This window comes from Erythrobacter sp. GH1-10, from assembly GCF_045363165.1.
In the GTDB taxonomy this organism is placed as follows: Bacteria; Pseudomonadota; Alphaproteobacteria; order Sphingomonadales; family Sphingomonadaceae; genus Erythrobacter.
Window position 1 is genome coordinate 1,972,965 of sequence record NZ_JBJFLP010000001.1, and the last position, 17,297, is coordinate 1,990,261.

14 protein-coding genes are annotated in these 17,297 nt (G+C 64.1%); 6 read left to right on the top strand and 8 right to left on the bottom strand.

Features of this window, described 5'->3' with window-relative positions; genetic code table 11:
• Positions 1 to 16: 16 nt before the first annotated feature.
• The 3 genes from pstB (at position 17) to phoB (ending at position 2,262) form a co-directional block, all read left to right on the top strand.
• Entirely contained in the window at positions 17 to 784 is a 768-nt protein-coding gene (gene pstB / locus ACI5KX_RS09805) for a phosphate ABC transporter ATP-binding protein PstB (protein ID WP_406811358.1), read from the top strand.
• Complete coding sequence (phoU, locus tag ACI5KX_RS09810; RefSeq protein WP_406810479.1) at positions 784 to 1,455, top strand: phosphate signaling complex protein PhoU; 672 nt, start codon at positions 784 to 786, stop codon at positions 1,453 to 1,455. The genes pstB and phoU overlap by 1 nt, the downstream gene beginning before the upstream one ends.
• 117 nt (positions 1,456 to 1,572) lie before the next feature.
• Positions 1,573 to 2,262, top strand: a complete 690-nt coding sequence (gene phoB, locus ACI5KX_RS09815) for a phosphate regulon transcriptional regulator PhoB (RefSeq protein ID WP_406810480.1) — start codon at positions 1,573 to 1,575, stop codon at positions 2,260 to 2,262.
• A gap of 232 nt (positions 2,263 to 2,494) precedes the next feature.
• Here the strand turns inward: phoB and ACI5KX_RS09820 are convergent, their stop codons facing one another.
• The 3 genes from ACI5KX_RS09820 to ACI5KX_RS09830 form a co-directional block, all read right to left on the bottom strand.
• Complete coding sequence (locus tag ACI5KX_RS09820; RefSeq protein ID WP_406810481.1) at positions 2,495 to 6,043, bottom strand: error-prone DNA polymerase; 3,549 nt, start codon at positions 6,041 to 6,043, stop codon at positions 2,495 to 2,497.
• A gap of 126 nt (positions 6,044 to 6,169) precedes the next feature.
• The gene (locus ACI5KX_RS09825; protein ID WP_406810482.1) at positions 6,170 to 7,627 is read right to left on the bottom strand and encodes a UdgX family uracil-DNA binding protein; all 1,458 of its coding nucleotides are present in this window, start codon (positions 7,625 to 7,627) and stop codon (positions 6,170 to 6,172) included.
• 118 nt (positions 7,628 to 7,745) lie between these two features.
• The gene (locus ACI5KX_RS09830; RefSeq protein ID WP_406810483.1) at positions 7,746 to 8,984 is read right to left on the bottom strand and encodes a putative DNA modification/repair radical SAM protein; all 1,239 of its coding nucleotides are present in this window, start codon (positions 8,982 to 8,984) and stop codon (positions 7,746 to 7,748) included.
• Between the two features lie 215 nt (positions 8,985 to 9,199).
• On the opposite strand from ACI5KX_RS09830, the gene ACI5KX_RS09835 reads away from it, so the two are divergent.
• The gene (locus ACI5KX_RS09835; RefSeq protein WP_406810484.1) at positions 9,200 to 9,928 is read left to right on the top strand and encodes a carbonic anhydrase; all 729 of its coding nucleotides are present in this window, start codon (positions 9,200 to 9,202) and stop codon (positions 9,926 to 9,928) included.
• A gap of 64 nt (positions 9,929 to 9,992) precedes the next feature.
• Here the strand turns inward: ACI5KX_RS09835 and ACI5KX_RS09840 are convergent, their stop codons facing one another.
• The 4 genes from ACI5KX_RS09840 to ACI5KX_RS09855 all read right to left on the bottom strand — a co-directional run bounded on the left by ACI5KX_RS09840 (position 9,993) and on the right by ACI5KX_RS09855 (position 14,240).
• Positions 9,993 to 10,352: a PilZ domain-containing protein gene (locus ACI5KX_RS09840; protein WP_406810485.1), complete on the bottom strand. Its 360-nt coding sequence runs from the start codon at positions 10,350 to 10,352 to the stop codon at positions 9,993 to 9,995.
• Positions 10,353 to 10,369: 17 nt separating this feature from the next.
• Positions 10,370 to 12,010: a DUF6504 family protein gene (locus ACI5KX_RS09845; protein ID WP_406810486.1), complete on the bottom strand. Its 1,641-nt coding sequence runs from the start codon at positions 12,008 to 12,010 to the stop codon at positions 10,370 to 10,372.
• Complete coding sequence (locus ACI5KX_RS09850) at positions 11,892 to 12,650, bottom strand: recA-like protein (RefSeq protein WP_406810487.1); 759 nt, start codon at positions 12,648 to 12,650, stop codon at positions 11,892 to 11,894. Before ACI5KX_RS09850 ends, ACI5KX_RS09845 begins: the two co-directional genes overlap by 119 nt.
• Positions 12,651 to 12,815: 165 nt before the next feature.
• The gene (locus ACI5KX_RS09855) at positions 12,816 to 14,240 is read right to left on the bottom strand and encodes a sodium-dependent transporter (RefSeq protein ID WP_406810488.1); all 1,425 of its coding nucleotides are present in this window, start codon (positions 14,238 to 14,240) and stop codon (positions 12,816 to 12,818) included.
• 130 nt (positions 14,241 to 14,370) lie between these two features.
• On the opposite strand from ACI5KX_RS09855, the gene panB reads away from it, so the two are divergent.
• Both panB and ACI5KX_RS09865 read left to right on the top strand, forming a co-directional pair.
• Entirely contained in the window at positions 14,371 to 15,243 is an 873-nt protein-coding gene (gene panB, locus ACI5KX_RS09860; protein ID WP_406810489.1) for a 3-methyl-2-oxobutanoate hydroxymethyltransferase, read from the top strand.
• A 26-nt stretch (positions 15,244 to 15,269) separates the two neighbouring features.
• Positions 15,270 to 16,346 carry a DUF475 domain-containing protein gene (locus tag ACI5KX_RS09865; RefSeq protein ID WP_406810490.1) on the top strand — a complete coding sequence of 359 codons (1,077 nt, stop codon included), beginning with the start codon at positions 15,270 to 15,272 and terminating at the stop codon, positions 16,344 to 16,346.
• On the opposite strand, the gene ACI5KX_RS09870 is transcribed toward ACI5KX_RS09865, so the two are convergent.
• A complete protein-coding gene (locus tag ACI5KX_RS09870; RefSeq protein ID WP_406810491.1) occupies positions 16,315 to 17,283 on the bottom strand; it encodes a bile acid:sodium symporter family protein in 969 nt (322 codons plus the stop codon). The genes ACI5KX_RS09865 and ACI5KX_RS09870 overlap by 32 nt on opposite strands.
• Positions 17,284 to 17,297: the final 14 nt, after the last annotated feature.

Sequence of the window (17,297 nt, forward strand, 5' to 3'; positions counted from 1 at the left end):
TGTCATTCACGAAAACATGGACGATACCGGCGCCAAGATGAGCGCTCGCAACGTCTCGGTCTATTATGGCGACAAGAAGGCGATCGATAACGTTTCGATCGACATCTCGCCGCAATATGTGACCGCCTTCATCGGCCCTTCGGGCTGCGGCAAATCGACCTTCCTGCGCTGTTTCAACCGCATGAACGACACAATCCCGATCGCGAGAGTCGAAGGATCGATCGAGCTCGAGGGCGAGGATATCCTCGGCAACAGCATGGATGTCGTGCAATTGCGCGCGCGGGTCGGCATGGTGTTCCAGAAGCCGAACCCCTTCCCCAAGTCGATTTACGACAACATCGCCTATGGCCCGAAGATTCACGGCCTTGCCGAAAAGAAGCCCGATCTCGATGCGATCGTGGAGAGGTCGCTGACCCGCGCCGGTCTGTGGGAAGAGGTGAAGGACCGCCTCGAGGATTCGGGCACGGCGCTTTCGGGCGGTCAACAGCAGCGCCTGTGCATCGCGCGTGCCATCGCGGTCGACCCCGAAGTCATCCTAATGGACGAACCCGCATCCGCGCTCGATCCGATCGCCACCGCCAAGATCGAAGAGCTGATCGACGAGCTTTCGGGCCGCTACACGATCGTCATCGTCACCCACTCGATGCAGCAGGCTGCGCGCGTTTCGCAGCGAACCGCTTTCTTCCACCTCGGAAAAATGGTCGAATACGGCCGCACATCCGATATATTCACCAATCCTATCGAGCAGCGCACGCAGGATTACATTACGGGACGGTACGGCTGATGGCCGAACATACAGTCAAAGCATTCGACGAGGACATCACCCGTCTTCGCGGCCTGATCGCGGAAATGGGCGGTTTGGCCGAAATCGCCATTCACGAAGCCCTGGAAGCGATGATCCGCGGGGACGAGGAACTCGGCAACCAGGTGGTCGCGCGCGACGTGAAGATCGATGCGCTCGAATCCGAAGTCGACAAGCTCGCCGTGCGAATCATCGCGTTGCGCGCACCGATGGCGGACGACCTGCGCGAGGTGATCGCCGCGCTCAAGATCGCCGGTGTCGTCGAACGGATCGGCGATTATTCGAAGAACATCGCCAAGCGGGTCGGGATGATCGAGCTTCGCGACCGGTTCGAACCGCTCACCCTGCTGCCTGCAATGGGCGAGATCGCGTGCGAAATGGTGCACGATGTGCTGACCGCCTATGCCGCGCGCGACCCCGATCTCGCCCGTGAAGTGATCGCGACCGACGCCAAGGTCGATGCGTTCTACAACAGCATTTTCCGCAATCTGGTCAGTCACATGGTGGAAAATCCTGCGACAATTTCGAGCGCGGCGCAATTGCTTTTCGTGGCGCGCAACCTCGAGCGGATCGGCGATCATGCGACGAACGTGGCCGAAATGGTCCACTTCGCCGCGACCGGCACCTATCCGCCGGAGGAAGACCGCGAGTAGGCCTGCATCCGGCAGAATCGCAAATCGTGCATGGCTGTCATCAAACGGTAGCCGAACTGAAACATAGCGCGAAAGCGGCCTCCGCAGCCGGGGGCAAGGCCAGGGAGACAGATTGCGATGTCCGCTGCCAAATTGCTGCTTGTCGAAGACGATCCGGCGCTCTCCGAGCTGCTCGAATACCGGTTCCAGAACGAGGGCTACGATGTCCGTTCGACCGGCGACGGGGACGAGGCGCTGGTGCTCGCAAGCGAGGACACGCCTGATCTCGTCATTCTCGACTGGATGATCGAGGGCACGAGCGGGATCGAGGTCTGCCGCCGCCTGCGCCGCGACAAGAAGACCGCGCATGTCCCGATCATCATGCTCACCGCGCGCGAGGCCGAGGACGACCGCGTTCGCGGGCTCGAAACGGGTGCGGACGATTACCTCACCAAGCCCTTCTCCCCGCGCGAACTGCTTGCGCGCGTCGCCGCGGTTATGCGCCGGATCCGCCCCGCGCTCGCTGGCGAGAGCATCGAAGTCGGCGACATCAAGCTCGATCCGGTCGCGCACAAAGTTCAACGGCGCGGCAAGTCGCTCCAGCTCGGCCCGACCGAATACCGCCTGCTCAAATTCTTCATGGAAAGCCCGGGACGCGTATTCAGCCGTGGGCAATTGCTCGACGGCGTGTGGGGCACAGGTTCGGACATCGAATTGCGCACGGTCGACGTCCACATCCGCCGGTTGCGCAAGGCAATCGCGGTCGATGGCGCCAAGGACCCGATCCGGACCGTGCGCTCGGCCGGATACGCTCTCGAAGCGAACTGATCCGGGCGCGGTGCGGCGGATTGCTGCAGCTGCACACAAAGTTGACAATGGTGACAGTGTGTCACCCGCGTTTTTCGGCATTTTCCACCTAATTTCCAGCATCTTGTCTTCGAAAATCGAAGTTGACACTTTGCCCGGCGCTTTTTTGCCCGGCGCCGCTTTTGCAGAGGATCGACGATGTGAAAGAGCCGCGCGCAGACTAGCGGCGACGGGGCGTGTAGGAAAATTCGGCCTAGTGGAAATCGCGCGATTTCGGGATGATCCGGTGGTTGCGCGGGTGGCCGGTCACATTCGGTAGCTGGTCGATCAGGTCGCGCGGCTTGATCGCCTCCCTTTCAGACGGCGTCTTGCGCCCGGTGAGCGGCGAATTGACATGGTCGGCCCGCGCGACCGGCGCATCGAGCATGTCGTCGGACAGGCGATAAAGCTGGTCGGTCGCGTCGGTCATGCGATGCGCGATCACGTGGATCACCTCGTCGTCGTATTCGACCCGTCCGCGCACCTCCATCAGCCGTGCGCCCATCACGACCTTGCGCTGTTTCTCCTTGAGATCGGGCCACACGACGAGGTTGATGACGCCGGTCTCGTCCTCGAGCGTGATGAAGCACACACCCTTGGCGCTGCCGGGGCGTTGGCGGATCAGCACCACGCCCGCGACCTGCACCATGCTACGGAACTTGCGGTCCCTGAGATCGCAGGCGCGCACGAAGCCGCGCTCGGCCAGTTGCGGGCGCAGGAACGCCATCGGATGCGCCTTCAGCGAGAGGCGCGTGGTCTGGTAATCGGCCACCACTTCTTCGGAGAGCGGCATCTGCGGCAGGCGGGTTTGCGTGCGCTCCGCCCCCTCGTCGCGCTCCTCCGCCGCGCGGAACAGCGGCAGGTCGGGCCCTGCAATCAGGCTGCGCGCATCCCACAGCGCCTGCCGCCGCGAGAGCTGCATCGAGGTGAAGCAATCCGCACTCGCCAGCCGCTCGATATGCGCCGGCGAAAGCCTCGCCCGCTCGCGCAGCTCGGCAACATCGCGATAAGCGCCGTTCTCGGCGCGTTCGGCGATCAGTTGCGCAGCCACATGCTCGGGCAACCCGTCTATCTGACGCAGGCCAAGACGCAGGGCGATGTGCTTGTGCTGCCTGCCCTTCACTTCGCAGGGGCGACGGATTTCTTCGAGCGTGCAATCCCACTCGCTGCCATTCACATCGGTCGGGAGCACTTCGACCCCGTGCTCCCTCGCATCGCGCACGATCTGAGCAGGCGCATAGAACCCCATCGGCTGCGAATTGAGCAGCGCCGCCGCGAAGGCCGCCGGGAAATGGCATTTGAGCCAGCTCGACACGTAGACGAGGTGCGCGAAGCTCGCAGCGTGGCTTTCGGGAAAGCCGTATTCGCCGAAGCCGCGGATCTGGTTGAAGCAGCGCTGCGCGAAGTCGCGCTCATAGCCGCGGGTCACCATCCGCTCGACCATCATGTCCTGCAGCTCGTCGACCATTCCGCGCGAACGGAAAGTCGCCATCGCCTTGCGCAGCCGGTTGGCCTCGGCACTGGAGAATTTCGCCGCATCGAGCGCGATCTTCATCGCCTGCTCCTGGAAGATCGGCACGCCGAGCGTGCGTTCGAGGATGGAAGACAGCTCGTCCGGCGGGCCATGCGCGGGCGATGGCTTGGGGATCACCACCTGCTCGGCCCCGCGGCGACGCTTGAGGTAGGGATGGACCATATCGCCCTGGATCGGCCCCGGGCGCACGATCGCGACCTGGATCACGAGATCGTAGAACTCGCGGGGTCGGAGCCTCGGAAGCATGTTCATCTGCGCGCGGCTTTCGACCTGGAAGACGCCGAGCGAATCCCCCTTGCGCAGCATCGCGTAGGTCTCAGGGTCCTCGCGCGGAACCGTGGCGAGCGTCAGCGTGCGGTCGTGATGCACCTCCAGCAGGTCGAGGCACTTCTTGATGCAGGTCAGCATGCCCAGCGCCAGCACATCGACCTTGAGGATGCCGAGCGCCTCGATGTCGTCCTTGTCCCATTCGATGAAACTGCGATCGGGCATCGCGCCATTGCCGATCGGCACGGTCTCGGTCAGCGCGCCTTCGGTGAGGATGAACCCGCCGACATGCTGCGAGAGGTGGCGCGGCATGCCGATCATCTGCTCGGTCAGCCTGAGCACGCGTTTGAGGTGCGGGTCGGAAATGTCCATGCCGGTTTCGGAGGCGTGCTTCTCGCTGATCTCGCGTCCCCACCCGCCCCATACGGTGCGTGCCAGCGCGCTGGTGACGTCTTCGGACAGCCCCATCGCCTTGCCCACCTCGCGGATCGCCATGCGCGGGCGGTAATGGATCACGGTCGCGGTCAGCCCGGCGCGGTGACGGCCATATTTGCCGTAGATGTACTGGATCACCTCCTCGCGCCGCTCGTGTTCGAAATCGACGTCGATATCGGGCGGCTCCTTGCGCTCTTCGGAGATGAAGCGGTCGAACAGCAGCTGGTGCTTGGCCGGATCGACGCTGGTGATTTCGAGGCAGTAGCAGACCGCCGAATTGGCCGCGCTCCCTCTGCCCTGGCACAGGATCGGCGGATCGACGCTGCGCGCGAAATCGACGATGTCCTTGATGGTGAGGAAGTAGCGCGCGAGCTCGAGCTTGGCGATCAGCGCCAGTTCGCGTTCGAGCGTCTGCTGCACGCTGTCGGGTACTCCGTTGGGATAGCGCCGCTCGGCCCCGCGCCAGGTCTCGATCTCGAGATATTCCTGCGGAGCCATCCCGTCGGGATAGATTTCCTCGGGATATTCGTAGCGCAGTTCGTCGAGCGAGAAGTCGCAATTGTCTGCAACCTCGCGCGCCGCTGCAATGGCATGCGGCCAGCGCTCGAACAGGTGCTGCATCGCCTCGGGGCTCTTGAGATGCCGTTCGGCATTGGCATGGAGCAGGTGTCCGGCTTCAGCGACGGTGGTCTTGTGCCGGATCGCTGTCATCACGTCCTGCAACGGGCGCCGCTCGGGCGCGTGATAGTGCACGTCATTGGTGGCGAGCAGCGTCAGGCCGTTATCCTGCGCCAGCGCATCGAGCCGGTCGATCCGCGCGATGTCGCCGCCGCGATAGAGATAGCTTGCGGCGAGGTGACGCAGGGTCGGGAGTTGCGCGGTGAGATGCGGGAGAATGTCGGTGAAGGGTCCCCTGAACTCTACTCTCTCGTCACCCCGGACCTGATCCGGGGTCCCGCTTGTCTTCGAAGGAAGCGGGACCCCGGCTCGGTGGCCGGGGTGACGGAAGGGAATGACATTGTTCTCTATCCTGATCGTGAACTCCGCCTTCAGATCGTCGGGGGGGAGCAGGACCAGCTGCACGCCTTCCGCATGGTCGGCGAGCATCGCGCAGTCGATCTCGCACACGCCCTTTTCCTGCCATTCGCCCGTGAGCGTCTGCATCCGGCCTGCGCTGATGAGGCGGCACAGGCGGCCATAAGCGGCGCGGTCGCGCGGATAGGCGAGGAAGGCCAGCCCCTCGACCGTCTCGATCCGGCAGCCGATCACCGGGCGCAGCTTGAGCGTTCTCGCCTCGGTATGGATGCGCACTACACCGGCCATGCTGTTCGCATCGGCAATCCCCAGCGCGTCATAGCCGAGCGCGCGGGCGGTCATCGCGAGGTCGACCGCGTCCGATGCCCCGCGCAGGAAGCTGAAACAGCTGACAAGGCCGAGCTCGACGAACGGCGCGCGCGGCGGCGCTTCGATCAGGTCGGGATCGAGTTCGATCGTCCGCTTGGGTATCTGGAGGTCGTTTTCGGGCATGGCGGACAGGCCTCTAGGCCGCCGTCATCCCCGCGAAGGCGGGGATCCAGATAACGGGAGTCAATATTCGAGAGGGTGAATGGGCCCCTGCCTTCGCAGGGGCGACGACAAAGTTATGGAGACCGTTCATACCGACAATTCCCCCAACCGCGCCTGCACCGCCGCCAGATCGCGCGCGAACAGCCGCCCCTGCTCCTCGCTCGCCTCCCCATCGAGGCGCAGCAGGTAGGAGGGGTGCACGCTCACCCATAATTCGCTGCCATCCCCGAGCGGGATCGGAGCGCCCCGCACCTTCGACACGCTCACCGTCTTGCCGAGTATCCCGCGCGCCGCCGATGCGCCCAGCGCCAGCACCACGCGCGGTTTGACGATGCCGCGCTCGCTTTCGAGCCACCAGCGGCAGGTGTCGATCTCCTTCGCCTGCGGAGTCTGGTGCAGCCGTCTTTTGCCGCCTTGAACGATCTTGGGGACGAATTTGAAATGCTTCACCGCATTGGTGACATAGGCAGTGCTGCGCTCGATCCCTGCACGCTCGAGGCACTCGTCGAGCAACTGCCCGGCCGGACCGACGAAGGGCCTGCCAACCACATCCTCCTGGTCGCCGGGCTGTTCGCCGACGATCATCAGCGAAGCGGTTGCGGGTCCCTCGCCCATCACCGCGCGCGTGCCGCATTCGGCGATCGGACAATCCCGGCAGGTCGCGATCTGCCGGGCGATGTCCTCGAGACTGCCGGGCCGTTCGCGTTCCTCCCGCTCGCCCGCCGCGACCATCCCCGCCTCGCGCGCCTGCGCCCCGGCGATGAGATCGGGGATGAGCTCGGCCTCTGGCATGTTCTTCCAGTATTTCTTGGGCATTTCGGAGAGCATCGCCCCGACCTTCAGCCGTGCGGGGTTGAAGATCGAGGCGTAGTAGGACTTCCACAGCTCCTCGGTCGGATCTCCCTGCGGTGCATCCTCGCGCCGTGCCGGGCCGCTCTCCCGCATCGTCTCTCCATCCCAGTGGATACAGCCGCGCGGGGTCAGGATCGACCAGTGCATGTTGGCAAAGCGGCGCCTGAAGAAGCCCGCATTGGCGCGCAGGATGTGGTGATCGGGCTCGAACCAGGCGACGTAGTGCTCCTCGTCCTCGCCCGCGACTTCGCGGAAACGGACGAAGGCGTGCATCTTGTGGCTGTCGCGGCGGACCGACTTGTCGAGTTCCTCGATCCGGCGGACATCGGGATCGGCCTTGTCCTCCATCGCACGGGGATTGCGCTGGAGTCGCCAGAGCATGCGGTAGAGCAGCCCGAAGCGCTGCGAATCCGAATGGAGCGCAGCGTTGCGCGCAAGCTTCATGAAACGCCTGGAGGCGCGCACGGGGCGAGCGTCCTTGTCCGGCACGGGAAGGCGCTTTTCCCCGCGCGAGGGACCTTCCTGCGCAAACAGGTCCCCCGTTCCGCCCGGCTCGACCCAGCTCACCCGATCGGGCGGGACGTCGCACTGGATCAGCCCCCGCGCCCGCTCGCGCCAGAAGGCGAAATCGTCGGGCGCAGGCATATGGACGACGTAATGCGATCCGAGCGAGACGTTCTGCATCGCGGTCATGACGGGTCCCCCAACCCGTCACCCCTGCGTAGGCAGGGGTCCAGATGAGTTCTGCAGCGCACGCCAACATCGTTATCTGGGCCCCTGCCTGCGCAGGGGCGACGAGGAAGCAATTTCATCAGAACAGCTCCAGCTGCACCTGTTTGGGTGCGAGCAACGCGCGCAGATCGGCGCGGTCGGTGAGCGTCGTCGGTCTCCAGTCCAGCGCGACGAGGAACGGGCGGACCTTGGCGATCGACTGGGTGAGCCGCGCCACGTCGTCGAGGCGCAAGGTCCGATGCCGCCGCGCCGCGAGGATCTTGCCCACCGCAGTCGTCCCCAGCCCCGGCACGCGCAGCAATTGTTCCTTGGACGCGCGGTTGACGTCGACCGGGAAACTCTCGCGAAACTTCAGCGCCCAGGCGAGCTTGGGATCGATATCGAGCGGCAGGTTTCCGTCCGCCTCGGTCGCCTGCGCCACTTCACCGGGCGCGAAGCCATAAAACCGCATCAGCCAGTCCGACTGATACAGCCGGTGTTCGCGCATCAGCGGCGGGCGCTTCAGCGGCAGCACTGCAGAGGCATCGGGGATCGGCGAGAACGCGCTGTAATAGACGCGGCGTAAGCCGAAGCTGCCATAGAGTCTGCTCGCCTTGCCGACGATATCGGCATCGGTCGCATCGTCCGCGCCGACGATCATCTGGGTCGACTGGCCTGCCGGGGCGAAGCGCGGCGCATGGCGAAAGCGCTTGCGCTCGTCCTTCGCCTCGATGATCCGCGACTTGGTCCGCGCCAGCGCGCCTTCGATCTGGCGTTCGTCCTTGTCGGGTGCAAGCCGCGTCAGCCCCGCCGTAGTCGGCAGTTCGACATTGATCGAGACGCGGTCGGCATAGAGCCCCGCCTGGTGGATCAGTTCCGGATCGGCCTCGGGAATGGTCTTCAAGTGGATGTAGCCGCGAAAATCGTGCTCCTCGCGCAGGATACGCGCGGCCTCGACCAGCTGCTCCATCGTATGGTTCGAGCTCTTGATGATGCCCGATGAGAGGAACAGCCCTTCGATATAATTGCGCTTGTAGAAAGCGATCGTCAGGTCTGCGATCTCCTGCGGGGTAAAGCGCGCGCGGGCGACGTTCGAACTCTTGCGGTTCACGCAGTAATGGCAATCGAAGATACAGTGATTGGTCAGCAGCACCTTGAGCAGCGAGATGCAGCGACCGTCGGGTGCATAGGCGTGGCAGATGCCCATCCCCTCGGTCGAGCCGATGCCCTTGCCCCCGAGGCTGTTCTTCTTCGCCGTGCCCGACGACGCGCACGACGCATCGTATTTCGCCGCATCGGCGAGGATTTCGAGCTTCTGTTTGAGCGTTTGCTGGAGCATCGGAGACCTTGGGGAACACCTTTTTGTTCCTTATATGTTCTTACCTCCGATCCAACAAATGCAAAGTGTGCAATCGCCGGGAACCAACCCAAGAATGATACGTAATATCGCCACGGACCGGGCCCCTCTGGCGAGCAATCGTGCTCGTGATGTCGGACGTAACCATTCAAAGGTTGGGGGGCGTCGAAGCTCCCCGAACAAACATGGGAGCAGTCATGAAGAAGATTCTTACCATCACCGCGGCGGCAGGCATTTCACTCGCCGCCGTCGCTGCCTCGGCCCAGGATTGGGCGTACACAGACGGCGAAACCCCCGAAAAATGGTCGGACGCAGGACCTGAATTCGAAGGATGCGACGTCGGCAAGATGCAGTCGCCGATCGATCTCGGGTCGCCGACCGCCTATGGCAATATCAGGCTCGCGGCAGACTACGGACCGACCGACGGCACGCTGCGTCTCGGCAAGCACAAGATCCAAGTCGATGCCGGACCGGGTCAGGGCATGGTTTCCGGCGACCGCCTGTTCAGCCTGATCCAGGTTCACTTCCACACCCCGTCGGAGCACGCCATCAATGGCGAGCGTTACCCGCTCACCGCGCATTTCGTGCACGCCACGCGCGATGGCACGCTGGGCGTGCTTGGCGTGATGTTCGAGGAAGGCGATGCCAACGAAGGCTTGCAGACCATCATCGATGCCATGCCGAACGGCGATGGCTCGGCCATTTCGATCGACATGGGCGCAATGGTGCCCGACGAACTCGAAGTCTATCGCTACATGGGCTCGCTCACCACGCCGCCGTGCAGCGAGAATGTGAACTGGCACGTGGTCGAGGATTCGATCGAAGCCAGCGCGGAGCAGATTGCCGCATTCGAAGCTGCGCTGGAAATGAGCGCGCGTTCATTGCAGCCGCTGAACAACCGCCTGCTGGTCGCTCCGTCGGATTGATCTTGATATCGCAGGAGGAGCGGGGTCGGTGCCTGAAGCATCGGCCCCGTTCTTTTTGGGAGGCCTACAGGCGGCGCGTGCTCGTATCCCGCTCTTCCGCCAGCTTGATGCCCTGTTGCTGGACGAGATGATCGATGATGGCGGGATGCATTCCGCCTTCGAAGGCGATACCGGCAATCTTGCCTTCGACCCAGACCACATTGCCCAGCGGCGCGTTTACGCCGGCAACCTTCATCGTGACCCGGTCACCGACATTGGCGAAGCCCAGCGAGCCGCGAATCTTGCAGCCGCCTTCGGAAATGTCGATCAGGTCGCAATAGACCACGCGCGATTTCACGCGGCCCTTGATCATCAGGCTGAGCGAACGGCGCTCTGCGGCGCGCGGGATGCTGTGCATGTTCATGGTGAATTGCGTAGCAAGCATTCGTAAAAAAATGCTGATCAGGCGTAGAGGCCTTGCAGGTACCACTCAGGCACGCCCCCGCGCCCGTCGCCCGCGATCCCGTGACGAAAAATCCAGAACCGCCGTCCTGACGTGTCCTCGACGCGATAGTAGTCACGCAGCCGCACGGTCGATTTCTCGCGCCACCATTCGGGGGCGATCCGCTCCGGCCCCTCGACCCGCGCGACCTCGGACACATCGCCGCGCCAGCGAAACCGCTGCGGCAGGCCGTCGGGCGAAGCGTAAAGCACCGCAATCCTCTCGGGTTTATCGAGTAATTTCATTGGCCTCTGGTGGAATTCCAGCATGCTTTGCGAGCTTGGCTCGGGATCCAGCGGTGGCTGCCATTTTTGCGCCCGCTCGGGGAGGTGGCTGGCATGCGGCACCGGTCGGCGCACCGCTTGCGGGCCAAGGCGCACCGTGAGGCGATCGATGCAGGCGTTGAGCGAAGTGCCATGCCGCTCCGCCGCCTGCTCGACATCGCCCTGCGAGAGCGCAAGCGGTTCGGCCCAGCTTGCACGCAGCCGCACGGTCTCGATCCCGAACCCTGCATCGATATCGCCCAATCGCTCGGCGAACAGGCGGGTTATATGACCCGCCTCGCGGGTTGCCGCCGCGAGTTCGAGTCGGCGAACGAGCACCTCGCCATCGACCCGCCACAGCCCGAGTTCGAGCCTGCGCGCGCCCTCGCCGCGCGCTTCGAGCTCGCGCACCATGTCCTCGGCAAGGTCGTCCAGCACCTGGTCGAGCAATGCGCGGTGGCGGATCGGCTCCATCAGCCGGCGCTGCACCAGCGGGGCGTGCTGCGGGACGACCGGCAGCAGCGGCTCGGGCACCTTGCCGAGCAGCTGATCGAGCCGGACCAGCGGATTGGCCGCAGGCGATTTTCGGTTGCGGAAGCGGCGATGGATCGCATCGCGGGCAGCCGCCTCGGCGCGGTCGGCGGGACCGGTGGCAATGGCGGCGAGGTCGCCGAGCCGTTTCAGCCCGAGACGGCGCAGAACGGTCAGCACGTCCTGGTCGAGCCTCAACGCCGCGACCGGCAAGTCTGCAAGCAGGCGTATCGTGTCGCCATGCGAGGGCATGATCGCCGCAGATGGCCCGGAATGCGCCCCGAAATGCGCCAGCGCCCATGCTGCCCCCGCTGTCGGCGCTATGGCGGCGCGGGTGGCAAGCCTGCGCTTCGCAAACGCCGCTTCGACATCCCTGAGCAACCGTTCCTCGCCGCCGAACAGGTGCGCGGCGGCGGTGATGTCGACCAGCACACCGTCGGGCGGATCGAGCGCGCTCCACGGCCCCCAGCGCTGCGACCACAGCGCAAGTTTCTCCAGCGCGTCGAGATCGCCCGCCGGGTCCGCCGGTGCGGTCTGGATCGCGGGGCACAGCGTGCGCGCATCGGCGAGCATCATCCCTGCCCGCGCGCCCGCTGCGTGCCCGGCGTGGTTCACCGCATCGATCCGCGGCCCGTGCGCGGTTTCGGTGATCAGCGCGGTCGGGAGCGCATCCGGCCCTTCGCCTGCTTCACATCCGTGCGACAGCCGCCAGCGATCGACCGACAGTCGGGCGAACCAGATCGCCAATATCCTGCGTGTTGGAAGCGGTCGGACCGTGGCGGCGGGCGCGTAAACGTCCGTCGTCATTGCTCAATATCCATTTTCCGGGAGCGTGGCTGCGCGCGCGGAAGAGTTCGGCTGCCCATTGCGGCACGCCGGGAGCAGCGGCATCCCAACGGGCCGGTGCGGAATGGGCAGGCGCCGCTCGCCAGCGCATCCGGGCCGAGGACAGTTCGGGCGCGGCATCGAGCCGCACCAGCCACAGCGCCACGCCATGCTTCTCCGCCGCGAGGCTGAGACGGCGCGAGGCGGTGAAGGAGAGCGCGCGGGGATTGCCGGTGATCTCCCCGATCACGCAGGCAAGATCGCGGCACTTGAGCCCCTCCTCGAGCGCGAACAGCGCATCCTCGGGGGTCTTCGTCTCGACATGGATCAGGCGGTCGCGCAGTTCCCTCGGCAGGCCATGGCGGTACGGGCGACCGCCGCGCTGCACCGCGCGGGCATCCTGCACCCACAGCACCTGTCTGCGGTCATGCTCCTCTGCAAGCGGATTATCCCCCTCGCCCGCCACCCGCAGCGCGTCCTGCGCCAGCGCCAGCGCCAGCCCCGCCCCGCTCGCATCGGAGGTACTGGCGAAAATCTCGCTATGCAGCGGCTGCCCGGCAAGCCCCGGCCGCCAGCGCCCCTCGCGCGCTTTCGACAGCGCCGCGATGTCGGCGGCGGACAACCGCGCGGCAACAGGGAGAGGAGCAAGCGCTTTCGCGCCGGAAGGGGAAACGGAACTCTGCATAGGAACGACTCGTCGTAAACGACTCACGTGTTCCTATTTTGTTCCACACTTGCGGGGCGATTGCAACGGTGTGATCACCCGCCGCAACCGCCCCGGAAATGCTTACTCGGCGCCGACGATGCTCGGAAAGATGCCGACGATCAGAATCGCGGTGAGCGCAACCGGACACAGCCAGCGCACCAGGAATACCCAGAACTGGTGCATCCCGCCCGAAAGGCCGTTCTCGTTATCGATCAGCTGGCGGCTCGCCACCCAACCGACGAAGATCGAAACCAGCAAGGCGCCAATCGGCATGAACAGCTTGGCCGTCACGCTATCGAGCGCCGAGAATACGCCCTCGCCTTCGAACAGCGGAATGAACCCGAGCGGATGGAAGCTCGAAAGCGAGTTGAACGAATAGGCGGAAAGCACGCCGAGCACCGCCGCCAGGGCGGCAATCGCAAGCGCAGTCGGCGCGCGGGCAAAGCCGAATCTGTCGATTGCCCAGGCGGTCGGAACCTCCATCAGCGAAATCGAGCTGGTCAGCGCGGCAAAACCCACCATGATGAAGAATGCGAGCCCGATCACCGTGCCGAACGGCATCGACTGGAACGCGTGCGGCAGGACGTCGAACATCAGGCCAAGCCCGCCGTCCGACGAAAGGCCGGCCGCCAGAACGATCGGGAAAATGCAAAGACCCGCAATCAGCGCCACCGACGTATCGGCAAAAGCGATCGTTGCCGATGTCTTGGCGAGGTTCACGTCGCGGCTGACATAGGAGCCGTAGGTCATCATCCCCGCAACGCCCAGCGACAGCGAGAAGAACGCCTGACCGACCGCCGCGAGCATGACTTCGCCCGTCAACTTCGAAAAATCGAAGACGAAAAGATAGGCGATCGTTTCCGCAAACGCACCCTCGAACGCACCGTAGATGGTGATCCCGAGCAGGAGCAGGAAGAACGCAGGCATGAGCCAAACGGAGGCTTTTTCGATCCCTCCCGAGACGCCGCGCGCGACAAAGGCAACGGTGATCGCGATGAACAGCAGGTCAAGGACGCTCATCGTAAAGCCTTGCTCAAGGAGCGCAGGGAACAGGTTCTTGATATTTTCCTCTGTCATGCCGGTCAGGGCGCCCCCGGTCACACCGGAAACGAACAGATCCTCGACGAACAGCCAGATGTAAGAGAGCACCCAGCCACCGATCACGCAGTAGAAAGCGAGGATCATGAAGGCGGAAAGCACGCCGAGGCTGGCAATCCCGCCCCACATCTTGGACGCGCCGCTTTCCGCCGCCATCTTCTCTACACTTTCAACCGCGCTCGCCTGGCCGTGACGCCCGATCAGCGTCTCGGCGAGCAACACCGGCAGGCCGATCAGCACGATGCAGGCGATGTAGAACAGCACAAATGCGCCGCCGCCGTTATTGGCGGCCTCTGCCGGGAAACGGACGAGGTTGCCGAGACCTACGGCCGCGCCGACCGCAGCAAGAATAAACGCACTGCGCGAGGACCAACCATCGCGCGTCGCCGAACCTGTGGTTGCTACCATGTCTAGAAATGTATCCCTTTTGCCGCGCGTCCCCCGACGCGCCATCCCATTGGACCCCTCTGTGCAATGTTTCTGCGCCTGCGCCAAGGGGGCTTTGCGTTTATCCGGCGCGCAAGCTAAATGCGCGGCCATGTCGACGACCTTCCAGCTCGATACGAGCACCAGCCGCGCCAATCCTACCCCCGCCCCGATGAAGCGGCTCACCGTGCCGCGCATTCGTGCGCGCAAAAAGGATGGCGTCACCGAAAAGCCGCTGGTGATGCTTACCGCCTACACCGCGCGGCAGGCGCAATTGCTCGACGCCCATTGCGACATCCTGCTGGTTGGAGACTCGCTCGGACAGGTGATCTACGGTCTTCCCTCCACCATTCCGGTGACGCTCGAAATGATGGCCAACCACGGCGCGGCAGTGGTGCGCGGATCGTATCACTCGGTGGTTGTGGTCGATATGCCGTTCGGCAGCTACGAAAGCTCGCCCGAACAAGCCTTCGAAAGCGCAGCCCACCTGCTCAAGCAGACCGGCGCGGCGGCGGTGAAGCTCGAAGGCGGCGAAGCGATGGCGCCCACCGTCGAGTTCCTCAATTCGCGCGGTATTCCGGTGATGGGCCATGTTGGCCTGACGCCGCAGGCCGTCAATGTGCTGGGCGGCTACATGGCCCGCGGGCGCTCGGACGCTGAGGCCGACAAGATCGTCAGCGACGCGGTCGCGCTCGACAAGGCGGGTGCATTCGCAATCGTGATCGAGGGCGTGGTCGAACCGATCGCCATCGCCGCCACCGAGGCCGTATCCTGCCCGACCATCGGCATCGGCGCGTCGGCGAAATGCGACGGACAGGTGCTGGTGACCGAAGACATGCTCGGCATGTTCGAACGCGTCCCGCGCTTCGTGAAACGCTATGAAGATATCGCCAGCGTGATCGAAAAGACCGTCGCGACCTATGCCGAGGAAGTGCGCGATCGCAGTTTTCCCGGCGAAGAACAGACCTATCAGCCCAAGAGCTGATTTCCCTCCCGAACAGGCTCCAGCCCATGCAAACGCTGCTGCGTTACTACACATTCTCGCTGATCTTCACCGCAGTCTGCCTCGGCCTTGCGGGGTGGTATGGCTATGCCAGCACCGGCACGATCGGCGGGATGCTGTCGATACTGTGGATCGTGTTCGTGCTCTCGATCCTCGAAGTGTCGCTCAGCTTCGACAACGCCGTGGTGAACGCGACCGTGCTGCGCGAAATGGACCCGGTGTGGCAGCAGCGCTTCCTCACCATCGGCATCCTGATCGCGGTGTTCGGGATGCGGATCGTCTTTCCGATCGCAATCGTCTCGATCGCCGCGCAGATCGGCCCGTGGGAAGCGGTCCAGCTTTCGCTCGGCGATCCCGAGGAATACGAACGCCTTGTTTCCGCCGCTCATATCGGCATTGCCGGTTTCGGCGGCGCATTCCTGGCGATGGTGGGGCTCACCTTCTTCTTCGACGAAGGCAAGGACATCCATTGGATCAGCGTCATCGAGCGCGGGGCCAACAGGTTCTCCAGCATCCCGGCGATGGAAATCGGGTTCGTGCTTGCGCTGGTCTACGGCGTGTCGACGATCCTTGAACCTGACGAGGCACTGACTTTCCTCACCGCCGGTATCCTCGGCTTGCTGACCTATATCGCTGTCCATGCGCTGGGCGAGATCATCGAACAGGGTGAGGCCCGGAAGAAAGCCGCCGGTGAAGTCGTCAAATCGGGCCTCGGCGGATTTCTCTATCTCGAAGTGCTCGATGCGAGCTTCAGTTTCGACGGGGTGATCGGGGCCTTTGCGCTGTCCAACAACATGGTCGTGATCGCCATCGGCCTTTCGATCGGCGCGATGTTCGTGCGCTCGATGACGATCCACCTCGTCCGCGCAGGCACGCTCTCGCAGTTCCGCTATCTCGAACACGGCGCGTTCTGGGCGATCATCGTGCTCGGCGTGATCATGCTGGTTTCGGCGAAGTATCACATCCCCGAGACCTTCACCGGACTGATCGGCGCGATCCTGATCGGACTGTCGCTGTGGTGGTCGATCCGCCACAACCGCGCCCAAAGCGATGCTAGCCCGGAGCCTGCTGCGCAAAGCGACTAGCGAGCGGAGCCGCAACCACCAGTTGCAGCAGGTGGTAGATCAGCAAGGGCGCGATCACGAAGCCCGCCATCTCAGGCGGAAACAGGATCGCGGCCATCGGCGCGCCTATCGCAACGCTCTTTTGCGGAGCGGCGAAGAGGAACGCGATGCAGTCCCCACGCGGGTAACCGAGCAATTGCGCCGACCACCAGGCGACCGCATAGGCCGCCACCATGAACGCCCCTGTCACCGCAAAGAGCCATGCGGTTGCCCCAGCCGAAAGCGTTTCGAGCAAGCCCATCTCGACCGCACCGGAAAACGCGACGTAGACGGCGATCCCGATCACGATCCGGTCGAGCCAGACCACCCGCGCCTTGTGCTCGATCACTGTATCGCGAACGAAGCCTTGCAATGCCTGCCCGATCACGAACGGCAAGAGAAGGATGACCCCGATCCGCAGGATCGTCTGGTAACCGAGATCGACCGCATCACCGCCCGCCAGCAGCGCGAACAGCGGCGCGCTGACGAATACGCCGAGAATGTTGATCAGCGCCGCTCCGACGACCGACAGCGCGGCATTGCCGCCCGCCAGCGTCGTGTAGCTGGTCGCCGACTGGATCGTCGAAGGGAGCACCCCGAGGAAGATAAAGCCGAGCGCGATCTCGGCGGGGAGCACCTGCGCAGTCGCTGCTCCCAGCCCTGCTCCCGACAGCCCCATCGCGCCGAAAACGAACAGCACCAGCGGAAGGTAGAAGCGCCAGTTGCCGATCGCGCTCGGTATCTCGCTCCGCGCGATGCGAATGCCGTTGACGAGAAACAGCAGGAATATCGAAACGTTCGACACCCACTGCGCCGCCAGGCGCGTCTCGCCGACCGCCGGCGCGACGAGCGCGAGTCCGGTGGCGATCAACAGCACTGCGATCATCGGATCGGCTAGGATGGCAAGGCGTCTGGTCATCGGGGTCGCCCCTG